Genomic DNA, 15,404 nt, shown 5'->3' on the forward strand with positions numbered 1-15,404 from the left:
CCCGAAGGGAGCCCCCTTGGGCACCAATAACCGCGTTGCATCGCTTGCCAAGGGCTACGGCCATTGCCGGCGCGATGCGCCTTGTTCTTGGCGCCCAACGGGGCTCTGAAACGCAACGAACTTGCCAAACAGGACACTAGTGTCCCCGATCTTTCCGCAGCTGCCGCCATCGCTCGAGCCGCGTGCGGATGTCTTTTTCCCGCCCGATTCCCTTGGGGTTGTAGAACACCGGGCGGTCGAGCCCATCCGGAAAGAAGTTTTGGCCGGAAAAAGTGTCGGGGCTGTCGTGATCATACTGGTAGCCCGCCCCGTAGCCCTGCTCTTTCATCAGGGTCGTGGGCGCGTTCAGGATGTGCGCCGGTGGCGCCAGAGACCCGGTCTTGCGGGCGCTTTTCATGGCCTCGCCAAACGCTTGATAAACGGCGTTGGACTTGGGTGCCGTTGCCAGATGCACGACGGCGTGAGCCAGCGCCAGCTCACCTTCAGGAGAACCGAGCAGACGGTAGGTCTGAACCGCTTCGTTTGCGATCATCAGCGACAGCGGATCAGCCAAACCGATATCTTCGCTGGCCATGCGGACCAGCCGGCGTCCCAGATAGAGCGGGTCTTCGCCGCCGGCCAGCATCCTGGCAAACCAATACAGCGCCGCATCGGGATCCGAGCCGCGAACCGATTTATGGAGCGCCGAGATCAGGTTGTAGTGCTCGTCTCGATTTTTGTCGTACGCCGGCGCGCGTTTCTGCAGCAGGCCGCCGAGCGCCGACTGATCTAGCTGGGTCCCCTTAGGCAGTGCCAGGAGCTCTTCGGCGAGATTGAGCAGGTAACGGCCGTCCCCGTCAGCCATGGCCCGCAGCGCCGTCCGCGCTTCATCGGTCACGGGCAGCAGTCGGCCCGCGGTTTGCTCAGCGCGCAGGAGCAGGCTTTCCAGCGCAGCGTCATCCAGCCTATGGAGCACAAAAACCTGAGCTCGTGACAGGAGCGCGCCGTTTAGCTCGAACGAGGGGTTCTCGGTAGTGGCGCCGATCAGCGTGATAACGCCGCTTTCGACAAAGGGGAGGAAGCTGTCCTGCTGACTGCGATTGAAGCGGTGGATTTCGTCTACAAAAATCAGCGTCCCGCGACCGGTCTCGCGCCGCGTTTTGGCGGCGGCAAAGACCTTGCGCAAATCTGCCACGCCCGAAAACACCGCCGACAGCGCCTCAAAATGTAGCACCGCACGTTCCGCCAGGAGCCTGGCGAGCGTGGTTTTGCCCACCCCCGGTGGCCCCCAGAGGATGAGCGACGGTATGCGCCCTTCAGCGGCCATCCGCGCCAGCGGCGCTCCCTCACCCAGCAGGTGATCCTGACCGACCACCTCCGACAGATTAGCGGGCCGCAGCTGCTCGGCCAGCGGCGTCGGCGGCGCCGCGTCGGTGTCCACCGGTTCAAACAAATCGGCCATCAGGCGTTTGGCCTCAGGGCTGCTGCCCTAGCTGCTGACGGAGGTTTGCTTCGATTTTCTGACTGCGCAGACCGGCTTGCCGACCCGCCGCAAACGCGTCATCGATTTCGATGTTTTGCTGGTCAGCCAGATAGTGTGCCAACCAGCCGCCGGCTCGATTGCCGCTCGCGCAATGTACGAGTACTTTCTGATCGCCAGCCGCCGATACCAGCGAATGGATCTGCGCGAGCAGGTCTGCGCTGAAACCGTCGGCGCCCGCAATGGGCACCTGGTGATACGACAGGCCATAACTTTCCGCGGTCGCTTGCTCGTCGAAGCGCATTTCGCCGCTGGTGCGAAGATTGATCACCACATCGATGCCCTGTGCTCGGGCAGCGGCCAGCGCTTCGGACGACGGCTGGCCCGCGATGTAGAGGTTGTCCAGCACCATCACGCCGGTCAAATCACCGAAGCTGACCGGCCCCCGAACCTCTTCCGCGGGCGCCGCGGCAAGGTTGGTTAGCGCCAACAGGAGCACGATCATAAGGGACTTTTGCATTTTCCGATTCTCAGCCGATGTTGATCCCGTGAATTTACCAGAATCGTTTGGTGCTGTTGCCCAGCCGCAGCAGGCTAAACGACGCTGAGCGCGCGACGTCGCTTTGGCACAGCCATGACAAATCGCAACCGGGGCGCGCCGATTCTGGGGCTGGGCGGGCTGTCGGCCCTCGCGTAGGGTAGTGGCGCTTGCTGGTGCCAAAGGAAAAGTAATGGACAGATATCTTGTGACCGCCGATGAAATCGAACGGATGGAAGGCTTTGCCAAAACCCATTTTCTGAACGATTCCGCCCGCCGGGTCAACAAATCGCTGGGAGACCTGACCGGCCTTAAGCAGCTCGGGTTTCACATCATTGAGGTGCAGCCTGGCTTTGAGTCGACGGAAACCCACGTTCACTACCACGAAGAAGAATGTCTCTATGTCCTGGCGGGGGAAGCGCAGGCCACCGTTGGCGACGAGACGTTCACCGTCAGGGCGGGAGATTTCGTAGGCTATCGCACGGGTGGGGAGGCCCATTCGCTGAAAAATACGGGCGACACTGTCCTTAAGTGTATTGTGGCCGGGCACCGCTTTGCCCACGACGTTGCGGACTATCCCAGGAAGGGCAAGCGGCTCTTTCGCAACCATCCGCTACCTTGGAATCTGGTGGATATCACCGAGATTGAGGAACCGGTGGCGGGGCGGAAGAAGTAGCTGGCCCTCAGCGCCGCTGAGCGCGACATCGGCTTCACCAAGACCCGGCTAACCTAGATCCGGTAGCTTACGTGAATGGGGCGGGAGCAAGACATTGGAGTGGATTGAACAGCTGCAGTCGCTGGCCCAGCAGCAGCCGCTGCTGGCGGCGCTGGCGTACATATCGCTTTACGCCGGCGTCATGCTGGCAGGACTGCCGGGTGGGCTTGCCATGCTGTTGCTGGGTGGTTTTCTGTTCGGCAATCTGCCTGCCGCCGGTCTCGCGCTCGTCGGCGCTGGCCTGGCGGCCGCGCTGGTCTATCCCATGGCGCGCGGGCCGCTGGGCCGCTTCGTCACTCGGCGTGCGGGTTCAGCCCGGATGGGCGAGATGAGCTTGTTCGTTCATCGGCAGGGCGTACTCGGACTGCTGCTAGTCAGAATGATTCCGCTTTTTCCGTTTGCGCTGCTGAATGTCGGCCTCGCCGTGGCGGGCGTTCCCTGGGCCCGCTACCTGATCACTACCGTCGTAGGAACGGTGCCTATTGCGCTCCTGGTTACCCGGGTGGGAAGCCAGATGAGCTCGCTGCTGGATCTGGAGGAGGCGTCGGGGTTTGGGCTGCTGCTCGATCCCCAGGTGCTTGCGCCGCTGCTGGCTCTGATCGGGCTGGTGGTGATGGGTCTGATCTGGCGCCGCCGCACCAACGCGTCAACCTGAGCGCTGCGGCGGAGGCCATCGCTAGTCGGACAGGTTGTCGGCGACTTCAGATAAGTTGAGGTTTCGAACCGTGGGGGTCGCTGAAGGCGAGTCGACCACTTCAAGCGTCCAGTCCTCGTCCGCAAAACGAATCAGGTCGCCGTGGCCCACGGGTACCGGCTCCACAAAACGAACGCCGTTGACGTAGGTCCCGTTGGCGCTTTCGTGGTCTTGGAGAAACAGACAGTTGGGAACGGTACTGGGGCTGAGCTGAGCGTGCATGCGTGAGGCTCGCTGCGACTGCAGCTGCAGATGACAGCCGGCGTCGCGGCCGACCATAAACGGCATTTGTTCGATGCTGACCCTCGCGCTGTCACTGCCGACGCGGCTCAGAAACCAACGGGCTTGATCCATCAGTTGTCGTTCCACAATCTGGTAGCCGACATCAGACCCGATCAGCGCAACATTCGCAACGCAGTGCTGCAATACGTCACGATCATTTACACTCGGTTTTTTCGCCGTAAACAGCCGGGAGATTTAGCGAAAACAGGGTATTGGTTTTTGCCCGACGCTATTGAGTGACGCCAATACTTCTTTCCAAGGCGCCTCATCCCCGGCTCGTCGATAGTCGAACCAGTAAACGACCGCTTCCTCCTGCCGACGGGCGATCTCCGCCTCAAACCCCAGCGCCTGAAGCGAACGCTGGCGGCGCATCGCGTTGTTTTGTTCCCGAAACAAACCCAGCGAGACTGTATTTTCGCGGTCGCCGCCCGTGACCACGTAATAGTCGTTGAGCCCCGCTTCAGATAGCGAGCGCGCTTGATTGATGGCCTCTTCCCGGGTTGCCACGGCGGGCAGATAGACCCAGAAACCTCGATCGACCAGCCGCTGATCCTGGCGCTGCCGGCTGGCGCCCACGTAGGGACTCATGGCCTGAGCGGCCCGGCGCAGATCGGACTGATTCGTGAAGGGTCCCAGCGAAAAACACTCGCTGGAGAGATTACCGCCCAGATCCCCGTCGGTCACCAACATCTCAGCTTCCCGCTCGGCGATAAGCTTGAGTTCCGCCACACCGGGCGGCAGCGGCGGCAACGCGACCGGTCCACGACGGGTTTGGGTTGTGCTGAAAGCGTAGTAACCGAGGTTGGCGAGCAGCAGCACAAAAAACACGCCCCGCAACATCCATAGCCAGGTTCGGTCGCTGACGTTTTTCACGAGCTTTGCAACCACATGTTCAGTCCCTGCAATACCAGGTCAGCCTCGTACCGCGCGCGCGGGAGGTGCTGGCTCAGCCACCCGCCGTCACCGCCGCAAACCAGGAGCTGACAGTCGGGGGGAAGCTGCCGATCCAGCAGCTGGAGAGCGCCGAGTACAGCGGCGCTGACACCACCGGCCACGCAAGTGCGCGTATCCTGACCGAACGCTGCGTCTGAATCAATCAGGTCCGGGCGCACCGCCGCGGTTCCCCGGCTCAGCGATTGATGCATCAGCGCCCGTCCCGGCAGAATCCAGCCACCCCGATGCTGGCCGTCATCACCGACCACATCAACGGTCAGCGCGGTGCCTGCGTCGATGACGGCAAACGCACGGCAGCAAACGCTTGCCGCACCGAGCATGGCAATCCAGCGATCGGCGCCCATCTGCTGCGGGTCGGCGTAAGAATTGATCAGCGCCCTGGGTGCTTCGCCCATAGGGGTTTGCACCTGCGCCGTCGCGGCCGACTCGGCCTGCCGAAGCGGGCAGGGCCAGCGACTGCGGATCCACTCGGCGAGGGCCTCCAGAACCGGCCGGGCACCGACGCTGACGACGGCGATTCGGCGGGGTGTCTCCAGCGGGTCCCAGGCGCGAGCCAGCGCGGGCGCCAGGGGCTGGTTGCAGTCAAGCTCGCGCGACGGTTCCAGGCCCTCCGAACCCGCCCGCGTCCACTTGAGCCGCGTGTTGCCCAGGTCGATCAATAGATCTTTGCCGCCGCTCATCTCGGCATGCCGCCATCGGTCTCACGCCGCATCATCCGGCTGCGGAAGGCCTGACTGAAACTTCGCCGCTCGCGACCCGGAGCGTATCCTCGCCCACCTCAACGTTGAGCTCACCGCTCGGCGATAGACCGGCGGCGATGCCGTCGAAGCTGCGGTTACCCACGGTGACCGTAACCGTCTTGCCCGCAAGGACGTCCAGGTCCTGCCACTCGCCGCTGAACGGCGCAAACCCCTCCTCGCGAAACTGATCGCATACCTCAATCAGCTGATCCAGTAGCCGACCGCACAGCGCGTTGCGACTCGGCGGATCCCCCGGACTCAGGCGCTGGAGATCGGTCCAGGCCTGATCGATGCTGACCTCACCCTGCAGATGCCAGTTGAGACCGAGGCCGGCGACCCAGCGGCAGCTGCCGGCGATCTCGCCATCAGCCTCCAGCAGGATCCCGCCAAGCTTTTGGCCGTCCGCCCAGAGGTCGTTGGGCCATTTAAGCCCGACGCCCTCGATTCCCAGCTGGGTCAGTGCGCGACAGGCGCCGATGCCGATCACCAAACTCAACGACGCAAGCCGCTCAAGCCCGCCACCCAGCTCCTGCCCCAACGACAGATAGACACCCTCGCCAAAACTCGATCGCCAGACGCGGCCATGCCGACCCCGGCCGGCGCCCTGATGCTCACTCAGCAGCGCTCGATAGCGTGGCGCCGCGGGCAGTTCGGCCGACCTCAGGACAGCGTTGGTGGAGTCACAGCTCGGCACCACCTCCAGTGCCAGCCGCTCGCCGGCCGTCTCGCCCAGGCCTGCGCGGATCCGGTTCTCTTCGAGGAGCTCCATTGGCGCCGCAAGCCAGTAGCCGCTGCCGGCGCGCTGCTGGACGCTAAGCCCATAGTCAGGGAGCTTCTGAATCGCCTTCCAGACCGCAGCCCGGCTGATTCCGAGCGTTTCGCCAAGAGTCTCCCCCGAATGCAGCTCTCCATCGGCCAGCAGACCGATCAGGCGCTGCTGATTGGCGCTCATTGCCATCGCCGAAAAACCATTGCCTTGGGCATCCGCGGCTCGGTACCGGCAAACAGCCGCCGGACGTTGCTGTGATGCGCGAGGACCACCGTCATCGCAGCCAGGACGCAGAACACAAAAGCCCAAGGCATTGACGGCTCTGGCGCAAGCCACAGCGACAGCAGCACCGCGCCTAGCGAAGCACAGATGGTGGACAGGCCGACAAAACCGGTCAGCGTGAGGCACAGCAGCCACAACACCATCAGCCCGAGCGCGACCAGCGGCAGCATACCCAACAGCCCGCCAACAAAGGTCGCGGCGCCCTTTCCACCGCGAAAGCCGAAAAAGACGGGAAACACGTGACCCAGGATCGCGGCCACGCCACAGGCGGCGGCCACGGCGTCGATCGGCGGCAGGGGCAGCGGCCACAGCAGGGGCATCAGGCCGGTGGCCACTGCGCCTTTCCCAACGTCGATCATCACAACCGGCAGCGCAAAGCGCCAGCCCCGGGCTCGCAGCGCGTTGGTGCCGCCCGCATTGCCGCTGCCGGATTGTCTTATATCAAGCCGGTAGACGCGGCCAAGCAGCAGGGAGCCTGACAGTGAGCCCAGCAGATAGGCCGCGATGATAAGCAGGGTGAGCCCCGCCAGAGCGGTGATGGTCACGGACCCTCCGGCGAGGGCTGGGCGCGGCGATCGGCGACCTGTTTGGGCGTCAGATATTCCTGGATGCCGACGATCACGCAGCCGGGCCCGGCGTGCGCTCCAAGCGCCGCCCCCGCTTCGGCCTCCCACACGCTGCTGTCGGGAAACTCACCGGCGAGGAGGTCGGACAGCTCGCGACTATCTTCGGGCGCGGCGCAGTGGGCCACGATCAGGCGATAGGTTTGGGTTGTGGCTAGGCGTCGCTTCAGCCAGCGGGCAAAGCCGGCGACGGCCCGGCGGCGGCTAAAGATTGCGCCGACCGGGCCAACGATACCCTCGGGACGGGTCCCAAGGACGGTGGTCAGCCGGAGGAAGTCGGCGGCGCTCTTCACCCAGGGCGGCACGCGCCCTCCGCGCACCGCAAAGCTCAGGTCACGAACAATCGCAAAGGAGCGGCTGCGACCCTTCATAAACTCCAGCATCTCGACGGTTTGCTCACTGGTGTAACCCGCCTCAGCACACTCGGCGGCAAACACGGCCAGCAGCCCCTGGCTGGCGCTTACCTGGCGCGAGTCCCAGGCGGTGATCCGCTCGGCGCTGACCCTTTTTGCAGCGCTGTCAGCGGCCTGCCAGGTTCCACTCAGGGCCGCTGAAATGCTGATACACACCGTCTGTTTGAAGTGGGAATCCAGAAACTCATACTGCCGGCGGTAGTCGCTGGGCGGCGGCTGCGAGGTGGTCGGGTGACTGCTTGCGGTCGCCACCCGCTGATAGAAATCCGCGGCGTCAAAGGACACTTTGTCGATGTACTGGTGGTCATCGATCGTCACGCGCAGCGGCACCAGATGAAGGTTGTGTTTCTCCAGCAGCTCATCGGGGATGTCCGCCCCGGTGTCGGCCAGAATGGCCAGCCGCTTGCCGCTGCGCACCGACTCGTACTGGGTGTACATGTCGTCGACCTTTTCGCGGCTGATGTCACCGAATCGCTCGCAGACACCCCACACATCCTGCGGCTCGTTGGTGTGGATGTGGATACGCATTTTGCTGCGGGTGCCCGCGAGCACCAGCGACGATGAATCAAGATCTGCCAGCGCTTCGCGAAGCCGCCGCTTGTCCAGCGCGTCGGCGGTCAGCATGCACTCGGTGCAGTAGCGGTGCTCAGCATCTACGCCGTGCACCATGTTCGGCACCGGGCCTTCCTCGAACTTCAGGCCCACCGGCAGCACGGAGGTGATCTCGCCGGTTTCTGCGTAGTCCTGCATACCTTCAAGCAGATCAACGAACCCCTGTGCTCCGGCGTCCACCACGCCCGCCGCCGCGAGTACGTCCAGCTGATTGGGGGTGTTAGCGAGCGAGCGACGGGCGCTGGCGAGTGCCTCCTCCAGCAACTCGCGAAAATCGGCGGCACCGTCGGCAATCGCCTGCTGCAAAGAGCGGGCGTGATCGGTCAGAACCGTCAGCAGCGTGCCTTCACGAGGTTCAGCGATGGCAACCTGCGCGCTGCTTGCACCCTGCTGCGCAGCCAGGGCAAATCGCTGCATGTCCACGTGTTCCTGCCCCGCAACGCCTTCCGCGAACCCCTGCCAGTATTGGGCAAAGATCGCGCCTGAGTTTCCCCGAGCGCCGTCCAGGGCGTGGTCGGCCACCTCCTCCATAAAGAGACCGAGGTGGTGCTGAACCTGCCGGGTGGCGCCGGTCAGGACCGCGTGCATCGTCAGCGCCATGTTGGTGCCCGTATCGCTGTCCGCCACCGGAAAGACGTTGATGCGATTGATGTGATCTCGATTGGAGATCAGCCGATGAATACCCGCGATGAGGGCGCAGCGCATCCAGGCGCCATCAACCTGATCGGTGGCCGAAACCGTGTCCGGAGCTGTCATGGCCGGTATTTTAGCAGCGCTGCCCGGCTCGGAAACCACCCGCTTCGAGGACCCGGCTTGGTCCGGTGTCCGCTGCTGCAACCACCTTATTGGACGCGACGAGAGAGTCCCGCGGTTCACGGAGAACGGAATGCTCCCTCGCTACCGGCGAGTCTCACCAACAGTTGGCCAACTTGCAGGCGCGCCTCACCGCAAAACCGCTTGCGCCAAGGGTTTTTCCTTGCCGACCCTGGCTAACCCCCTGTTTTTCCTGGACCTGCTGTCTTGGCACGTAAATTGATTGGTATCTGGCTGAACGACCACTCAAGGGAGCCGGAAATGTTGTTGCATGGATCAGGGATCAAACGACTGGCGGTTGAAAGCTTGCTGGCGCTATCGCTGGCCTGGGCCTCGCTGCAGCTAGGACACGTTTACGCCAGCGAGGGCGAGTGCGCGGGACTTACGGCACTTGGCGCCTTCGAGGAGGCGCGAGATCCTTTAGGTTTGAATCTTTGCCAAAAGGACACAATCAGCGGTGAATAGCTCTCACAACAGCGACGGTTTCGACAAGGTGAAGCGGGTACTCGGCGGCGGCCCGGGCGAAGGCTGGGTCTTTGGCGTTTGCGCCAACGTCGCGCGCCGCACCGGTTGGGAGCTGTGGGCGGTCCGCGCCGTTGTGCTGGTGAGTCTGCTGATCATGTCGCTGCTGACAATCCTTGGCTACTTTGCCCTGGCGATGCTGATGAACGAGACCCGACCGGGGGCTCAACAAAAAATGCGCCGCTGGGCCGGTCAGCTCGACACACTCTTTGAGGCGGTCAGCCAGGGCCTTAAGCGCTTTTTTGATCAGAAAAGTGATGGCCATACGACCGACGGACGTCGCCGCAGCAGCGAACGCCGCGATACCTACTGGCAGGACTACCAGGCCTGACGCGTTGACGCCTCCGCCTGCGCCGCCGTGGCTAGTGCAACCAAATCCCGCGTCAGCGGTCTATAGAGACAGGCAGCCGGATCGGTACCTGAGCTGAGAATCCCTCTCTTCGTTCTCAGTGCCCCCAACACTCCGCAGGTCCGATCCGGCTTATATGACGCCCGAACCGGTCAGTGTCCTGTTTGAAAAATTCGTTGTATTTCAGCTCAAACAGGACACTAGAGGTCACAACCCACTAGCGGCGCAGCAAGACGTTGAATGAGACCGGGACGGCAACCGAAATGGACGTCAGGCCAGCGATTTCGCGCAGCTTCTCGAGGCCGTTGCCCAGCCCCAGGACCCGCATATTCAGCAGCACCGGCTCGATGCTGACAACCTGTAGCGAACCTTCGGCCGCGGTCACGCTCACCTTGGTCGCGAGCGGCGTGCTGGTGCCAAGCAGGTTGAGTTCAGCGGACAGATCCAGCTGCTGACTTTCGCCGACGCCAATATCCCCCAGCAGCATGGGATCCACCTTGCCGGTGACGCTCGCCGCCGCAGCGTCGTCGAGCAGGTGTTCGTGGATGCGATCATTACGAATCGGGATTTTGGTATCCAGGCTTTTGAGATCGATCTCCAGCACAAAGCTACCGTCTCCCTGCAGCGAGCCGGACACACGCGTAAACTGGTGCGATTCCGCCACGTCGACATTTTTGGTGGAAACAAAGCTTAGGGAAGAGGCCGTCCCGTCCACTTCCCAATCCGCTGCGAGCAGGCTCCCGCTGAAGAGCAGCGGCAGCGCCAGGAATAACCGTTTCATCAAACTAGTGGTCCCAATTGCTTCGGGCGGCGCGTCGCGCCGCGTAAACTCCAGGGCCATGATCATACGTCAGCGCAACCAATGAGCAAGACCGAGCGCCTTTACCATCTCCACAACCTGCTAAGTCAGCGCCGCACCCCCATTACCCGGCAAGCGCTGATGGCCGAGCTGGGCTGTTCTCAGGCGACGCTCTATCGCCTGATCAACGATCTGCGCGACCATCTCGGCGCGCCGATCGAAACCGACCCCGACGGCCGAGGTTACTATTACGATCAACATCCGGGCGTGCGGCCCTTCGAGCTTCCCGGCGTATGGATAAGCTCCGACGAACTGCGGGCACTGATGTCGGCCCGCGAGCTGCTTGCCGGCGTGCAGCCGGGCCTGATGGACACCGCCTTGGCCACCCTGCAATCGCGAATCGAAAAGCTGCTCGACTCGCAGGGTGTCAACGTCGCCACCCAAAGCAATCGAATCCGCATCATTCACCAGGCCAGCCGGCTGCTTTCGGGCGAGCAGTTTCGCCCGGCGCTGGACGCCCTGGTCAATCGCCGCCGGCTGCAGATCACCTATCAGTCGCGCGGGACCGCTGAGACCACCCAACGGGAGGTCTCACCCCAGCGTCTAACCAGCTATCGGCACAACTGGTACCTGGACAGCTGGTGCCATCTGCGCGAAGGCCTCCGCAGCTTCGCGCTGGAGAAAATAGTGGTGGCCACACCCACCGACGCGGAAGCCATCGAGATTCCGGACATCGAGCTGAACCAGCATTACGCGAGCGCCTACGGCATCTTTTCGGGACCGGCCAGCGGCTCAGCGGTGCTGCGTTTTTCGGCGCGCATCGCCCGCTGGGTAGCCGACGAGCAGTGGCATTCGCGGCAGGAGGGCCGCTGGCTGGACGACGGGCGCTACGAGCTCACGCTGCCCTTCGGCCAAACGGCTGAGCTGGCGATGGACATTCTTCGCTACGGCCCGGAGGTTGAGGTGAAGTCGCCGCCCGAGCTGCGAGAGCGGGTCGCAAAGCTGGCGCGAGAGACGCTCAGCCAGTATGAGTCAGCGTCGTAGCACCGGCGGAGTCTCCTAACGCAGCGTTGCCGCCAGCCACTGCCGGTAGTCATCCGCAACCTCCCGCGGCGCCTCAAGCTGGGGCAGATGCCCAACGCCTGACAGGTAGCTGACTCTGGACTGCGGCAGCAGCCGGGACAGCGTGACGGCTCCGGAGGGATCCAGGACCCGATCTTGCTCGCCCCACACGATCAGCGTGGGCTGCGCGAGACCTTCAGCGAGCGCCTCGGCTGGATCGGACAGTTTGAGGCCCTCGAAGATCGTCTCCATACGCGACTGCCGGGCCACCGTGTTCTCCGCCAGGTAAGACCGCACCGGGCCGGGGAGAAAGGGTTTGACCTCAAAAATAAAGTCCAGCATGTACTCAAAGTCGGCTTCGCTGGCCGGGATCAGTACGTTGGGCTCGCCGTCAACAATCGCCTGAACAAACGGGCTCAACGGTGGCGTTACCACCCCGCCTGGCGCCAGCAGCCACAGCGACTGAATCCGCTCGGGCGCCAGCCGCGCCATCGCGAGCGCAATATAGCCGCCCATCGAGTTTCCGCCGACGTGAAACTGCTGGTGGCCCTGTTCATCCATAAACGCCAGCACCCGCTCAGCCTGGGCGGTAGCCGTGTAGCGGTTGTCCAGGGCCGAACTGCTCATCCCAAACCCGGGCAGGTCGGGGACCACCAGCTCGGCGGTGTCCTTCAGGTGCCGGGCCAGTCGATTGAAGTTGTCTTTATCCGCACCAAAACCGTGCAGCAGCAGCAGCACCGGCCGGGGCTCCTCAACCGGGTCGCTGCGCAGGAAGACCCAACGCTCGTCGCCGATGGTCTGGGCTACCGGGGTCAACCCCGCGAGCTGGCGCTCCGTTGCAATAAACATGCGGTAAACCGTGCCCGGCGCACCGAACCAGACCGCCCCCAGGGCGACCAGCGTAGCGGTCAGAATCCAAAACCGGCTTTTCTCAAGAAATGAGAACTTCATCGGTCAGGATAGCGAGCAGCAAAGACGTTTGGAGGGCCTGAAATCATGGCTTCAATTATACGCGCGGACGTCAGCCGCATACTGCTTTTCTGGACCGCAGCCGCATTGGTACTTTGGCAGGTGAGTCCCTGGGGCCAGGCTCTGGAGCAGCTGATCGGGCCCGCCTGGTTATGGTGTTGCCTGATGCCGGGTGCAGCGTGGGCCCTGCTAGCTCCCCAGCGGTTTTTCGCGGCCGCGGCGCAGCTGTTCCGCTGGTCGTTCAGCGTCCTGCTGTCGGTTATTCGGACCGGCCTCAACGTCACGCTGGGGCTCCGCCCACTCACCCCGGTGATGTTCTTCCAGGGCCCGCAAACCCGACGTGCGGCAAGCGTTGTCCAGGCCGGCGGCACGGGCGAAGGGCGACGTCAGCGGCCGCCGGCGGTCTAGAGCGGGCGGCGAACCGCCGCGCGCCCCCATGGCTTACCGGCCCCAGTTTTGGGACGTCACCGTCAGCGTGACGGTCGCCGTGGCGGTGCCGCCAAAGCCGTCTTCAACGGTGTAGGTGAACTCATCACCACCCCACCAGCCGGACATCGGGGTATAAAGGATCTGCTGATCGGCGGTGATGGCCGCGGTGCCGAACGGGGTCTTGGTATCCACCGCCACGATGGTGAGCGGATCGCCATCCGGGTCGGAATCGTTGGCCAGCACGTCGATGGTGACCGCCGTATTTTTTCGTGTTACCGCGGTGTCATCCTGCGCCACCGGCAAGGTATTAAACGCATCGACGATCACCGTCACCAGCGCTTCCGCCTGCTGGCCGCGTTCGTCCTGGACCGTGTAGCTGAAGTTGTCGGAGCCGACAAAACTGCGTTCCGGCGCGTAGACCAGCTGAGCGCCCTGCTGCGTGACCTCGCCGTTGGCGGGAGCGGTAAACGACACGATGTTGAGTGAATCACCCACGTCGTTGCTCAGCACGTCCACCGTGACGGGCTGCGTGCGAAGCGTTGTCGTCTGGTCGTCAACTGCCGTGATCGGCGGTAGCTCCAGTACGGTAACCGTCACGTTGGCCGAGGCTTCCCCGCCGGCATCGCTGGCGACATAGCTGAACGTGTCGGTGCCAAAAAAGCCCGGGTTGGGCGTATACAGCACCTGATCACCGCTGATGGTGGCGGAGCCGTTGGCCGGCGCCGTCACGGAAACCAGGGTCAGTGCGTCGCCATCCGGATCGCTGTCATTGCCGAGCACATCGATCGACACGGACTGATCCTGATCGATGGTGACGGCGTCATCCTGCGCACTCGGGAACGTGTTGACGATCACCTGGGGCCCGAGGCGTTGCTCGTTGTCCACCTCAGCATAACGGTAGGTATCGACCTCGCGCTTGTGCGCAATCGGGTTCTTGAGCGCCCGTTCCAGCCAGGCCGGATCGTCGATTTCTTCGCGCTCCCAGCGCACGTCCGTGCCGCCGGCGACTGCCGGGGTTATCACCACATCTTCGGTGCGCTCCTCGAGGGTGACAAACTCGATCTCAACACGTCGGTTGAGCTTGCGGTTATCTTCTGACGTGTTGGGTACCGCAGGGTCGCTTTCACCGAGCGCGCGCACCACAAGCTGGTCGAGATCCACACCGTTGCCGGTCAGGTAGGTGGCAACCGAATCCGCCCGCCGCTGGGACAGGGCGTCGTTGTATTCGGCGGGCGCCAGGTCACACGTGTGGCCAGAGACGGTGATTTTGCCAACGATGTTGGCGGCACTGAGCGTTGCCAGCACGCTGTTCAGACTGTCTTCGGCCGCGCCCCTCAGCTGGGACCGGTCGAGATCGAAGAGGACCGCCTCGTTGAGGGTCGCCTCGTTCCTGACCAGGCGTTTCTCGGTAACCGCCGGCTGGGGCTCGGTGCGGGTTTCGACGCGCCGCTCCAGCGTGTCGCGGGCCGCCTTGTAGCTCGGGCGATGGCGCTGGCCGAACGCATAGCGGTAGAAGAGCACCGCGCGGGTGTCGCTGTTGTCGGTGACAAAGTCGCCCGACCGGTCGAGGTACTCCGCTGTCAGCGCGAGCGAGTGCGGTGTGCCGGAGAAAAACTTCTCAACGCCCACGGTCGCCGACAGCTGCTCAGCACCGTCCCTGCCCTGCTCAAAATCAACGCCGCCTCGAAGCCGGATCAGCTGGTCGTCAAAATAGCGCCCGATGCGAAGGCCACCGCCATGATCGTAGGCGCGTTCGTAGATGGTTGTGATGGTGTCGTTGAACTGATCCTGGACAAACTGCTGGTTGCCAACAACACCGCTGAGCTGCGTCAGCTGCGTATCCACCAGCCGGTCAACCAGCCGCCGGCCGGTGATCGCTTTCATCACGTACGCACCCCAGAACAGATCGGGGCCCTCCCAGCCGAGGCCAAGCGAAACTTTGCGGTCGTCAAATTCGTTTTGATCGAGAGCGACAAAGGTCTTGGCGACCCGGGCGCTGCTCTGCTGGCGAGCCGCCTGCTCAAGCGAATCCGCGCCGGTGAGCCAGTGATAATTGAGCTTCAGGCCACCGCGCTCATCGCTGACCCACAGCTCGCCGATCCAGTTGGAGTTTTCGTCTTCGCCGAACACATGCAGGTACTCACCCTGCAGGTCGCCGTCGTCGTCGATGCCGATACCCAGACGCTGGTAGTCGCCGGTGTAAGAAACTCGGGCATTGCCGTCGCTCCCCGTCAGCCGCACCTGCGGATCGGAGGCTTCCTGGGCCGCAGCGCCGGCCGCAAAGCTGAGGGCGGCCAGCAGCAAGGTCAGTTTCGCTTTCATCGATTGTTGTTCCATCCACCGCTCGTTTTGAGCTCTCCTGGCCGCACGTTAGCACATT

At 63.3% G+C, this 15,404-nt stretch carries 17 protein-coding genes; 6 read left to right on the forward strand and 11 right to left on the reverse strand.

Annotation, left to right across the window (positions count from 1 at the left end):
* Nucleotides 1-136 precede the first annotated feature (136 nt).
* Nucleotides 137-1,441 carry a replication-associated recombination protein A gene (locus AAF358_22925; protein ID MEM7708426.1) on the reverse strand — a complete coding sequence of 435 codons (1,305 nt, stop codon included), beginning with the start codon at nt 1,439-1,441 and terminating at the stop codon, nt 137-139.
* A 13-nt stretch (nt 1,442-1,454) separates the two neighbouring features.
* Nucleotides 1,455-1,979: a sulfur transferase domain-containing protein gene (locus AAF358_22930; protein MEM7708427.1), complete on the reverse strand. Its 525-nt coding sequence runs from the start codon at nt 1,977-1,979 to the stop codon at nt 1,455-1,457.
* A gap of 211 nt (nt 1,980-2,190) precedes the next feature.
* Between AAF358_22930 and AAF358_22935 the strand changes: the two genes are divergently transcribed.
* Nucleotides 2,191-2,673, forward strand: coding sequence for a cupin domain-containing protein (locus AAF358_22935; GenBank protein MEM7708428.1), 483 nt, complete (start codon nt 2,191-2,193; stop codon nt 2,671-2,673).
* A gap of 94 nt (nt 2,674-2,767) precedes the next feature.
* A complete protein-coding gene (locus AAF358_22940) occupies nt 2,768-3,367 on the forward strand; it encodes a VTT domain-containing protein (protein MEM7708429.1) in 600 nt (199 codons plus the stop codon).
* 21 nt (nt 3,368-3,388) lie between these two features.
* On the opposite strand, the gene AAF358_22945 is transcribed toward AAF358_22940, so the two are convergent.
* The 6 genes from AAF358_22945 to AAF358_22970 all read right to left on the reverse strand — a co-directional run bounded on the left by AAF358_22945 (nt 3,389) and on the right by AAF358_22970 (nt 8,837).
* Nucleotides 3,389-3,760 (reverse strand): FHA domain-containing protein, encoded by a 372-nt coding sequence (locus tag AAF358_22945; GenBank protein ID MEM7708430.1) that lies wholly within the window; start codon nt 3,758-3,760, stop codon nt 3,389-3,391.
* Nucleotides 3,761-3,883: 123 nt separating this feature from the next.
* On the reverse strand, nt 3,884-4,561 hold the full coding sequence (locus tag AAF358_22950; GenBank protein ID MEM7708431.1) for an SPOR domain-containing protein: 678 nt from the start codon (nt 4,559-4,561) through the stop codon (nt 3,884-3,886).
* Nucleotides 4,558-5,322 carry a type III pantothenate kinase gene (locus AAF358_22955; protein ID MEM7708432.1) on the reverse strand — a complete coding sequence of 255 codons (765 nt, stop codon included), beginning with the start codon at nt 5,320-5,322 and terminating at the stop codon, nt 4,558-4,560. Before AAF358_22955 ends, AAF358_22950 begins: the two co-directional genes overlap by 4 nt.
* A 31-nt stretch (nt 5,323-5,353) precedes the next feature.
* Nucleotides 5,354-6,334 (reverse strand): biotin--[acetyl-CoA-carboxylase] ligase, encoded by a 981-nt coding sequence (locus AAF358_22960; GenBank protein ID MEM7708433.1) that lies wholly within the window; start codon nt 6,332-6,334, stop codon nt 5,354-5,356.
* Nucleotides 6,331-6,978, reverse strand: a complete 648-nt coding sequence (gene plsY / locus AAF358_22965) for a glycerol-3-phosphate 1-O-acyltransferase PlsY (protein ID MEM7708434.1) — start codon at nt 6,976-6,978, stop codon at nt 6,331-6,333. Before plsY ends, AAF358_22960 begins: the two co-directional genes overlap by 4 nt.
* Nucleotides 6,975-8,837 (reverse strand): DegV family protein, encoded by a 1,863-nt coding sequence (locus AAF358_22970; protein ID MEM7708435.1) that lies wholly within the window; start codon nt 8,835-8,837, stop codon nt 6,975-6,977. The genes plsY and AAF358_22970 overlap by 4 nt, the downstream gene beginning before the upstream one ends.
* A 264-nt stretch (nt 8,838-9,101) precedes the next feature.
* Between AAF358_22970 and AAF358_22975 the strand changes: the two genes are divergently transcribed.
* Nucleotides 9,102-9,359: a hypothetical protein gene (locus AAF358_22975; protein MEM7708436.1), complete on the forward strand. Its 258-nt coding sequence runs from the start codon at nt 9,102-9,104 to the stop codon at nt 9,357-9,359.
* Nucleotides 9,352-9,747 carry a PspC domain-containing protein gene (locus AAF358_22980; GenBank protein ID MEM7708437.1) on the forward strand — a complete coding sequence of 132 codons (396 nt, stop codon included), beginning with the start codon at nt 9,352-9,354 and terminating at the stop codon, nt 9,745-9,747. Before AAF358_22975 ends, AAF358_22980 begins: the two co-directional genes overlap by 8 nt.
* Nucleotides 9,748-9,982: 235 nt before the next feature.
* On the opposite strand, the gene AAF358_22985 is transcribed toward AAF358_22980, so the two are convergent.
* Nucleotides 9,983-10,546 (reverse strand): YceI family protein, encoded by a 564-nt coding sequence (locus AAF358_22985; protein ID MEM7708438.1) that lies wholly within the window; start codon nt 10,544-10,546, stop codon nt 9,983-9,985.
* A gap of 81 nt (nt 10,547-10,627) precedes the next feature.
* Between AAF358_22985 and AAF358_22990 the strand changes: the two genes are divergently transcribed.
* Complete coding sequence (locus AAF358_22990) at nt 10,628-11,608, forward strand: transcriptional regulator (protein MEM7708439.1); 981 nt, start codon at nt 10,628-10,630, stop codon at nt 11,606-11,608.
* A gap of 15 nt (nt 11,609-11,623) precedes the next feature.
* Here AAF358_22990 and AAF358_22995 read toward each other — a convergent pair whose 3' ends face one another.
* Nucleotides 11,624-12,577, reverse strand: coding sequence for an alpha/beta fold hydrolase (locus tag AAF358_22995; protein MEM7708440.1), 954 nt, complete (start codon nt 12,575-12,577; stop codon nt 11,624-11,626).
* Between the two features lie 45 nt (nt 12,578-12,622).
* Here AAF358_22995 and AAF358_23000 point away from each other — a divergent pair, with 45 nt between their 5' ends.
* On the forward strand, nt 12,623-13,003 hold the full coding sequence (locus tag AAF358_23000; GenBank protein ID MEM7708441.1) for a hypothetical protein: 381 nt from the start codon (nt 12,623-12,625) through the stop codon (nt 13,001-13,003).
* A 33-nt stretch (nt 13,004-13,036) separates the two neighbouring features.
* Here AAF358_23000 and AAF358_23005 read toward each other — a convergent pair whose 3' ends face one another.
* On the reverse strand, nt 13,037-15,346 hold the full coding sequence (locus tag AAF358_23005; protein MEM7708442.1) for an Ig-like domain-containing protein: 2,310 nt from the start codon (nt 15,344-15,346) through the stop codon (nt 13,037-13,039).
* Nucleotides 15,347-15,404: the final 58 nt, after the last annotated feature.

Source organism: Pseudomonadota bacterium (assembly GCA_039033415.1).
Lineage (GTDB): Bacteria > Pseudomonadota > Gammaproteobacteria > Xanthomonadales > SZUA-38 > JANQOZ01.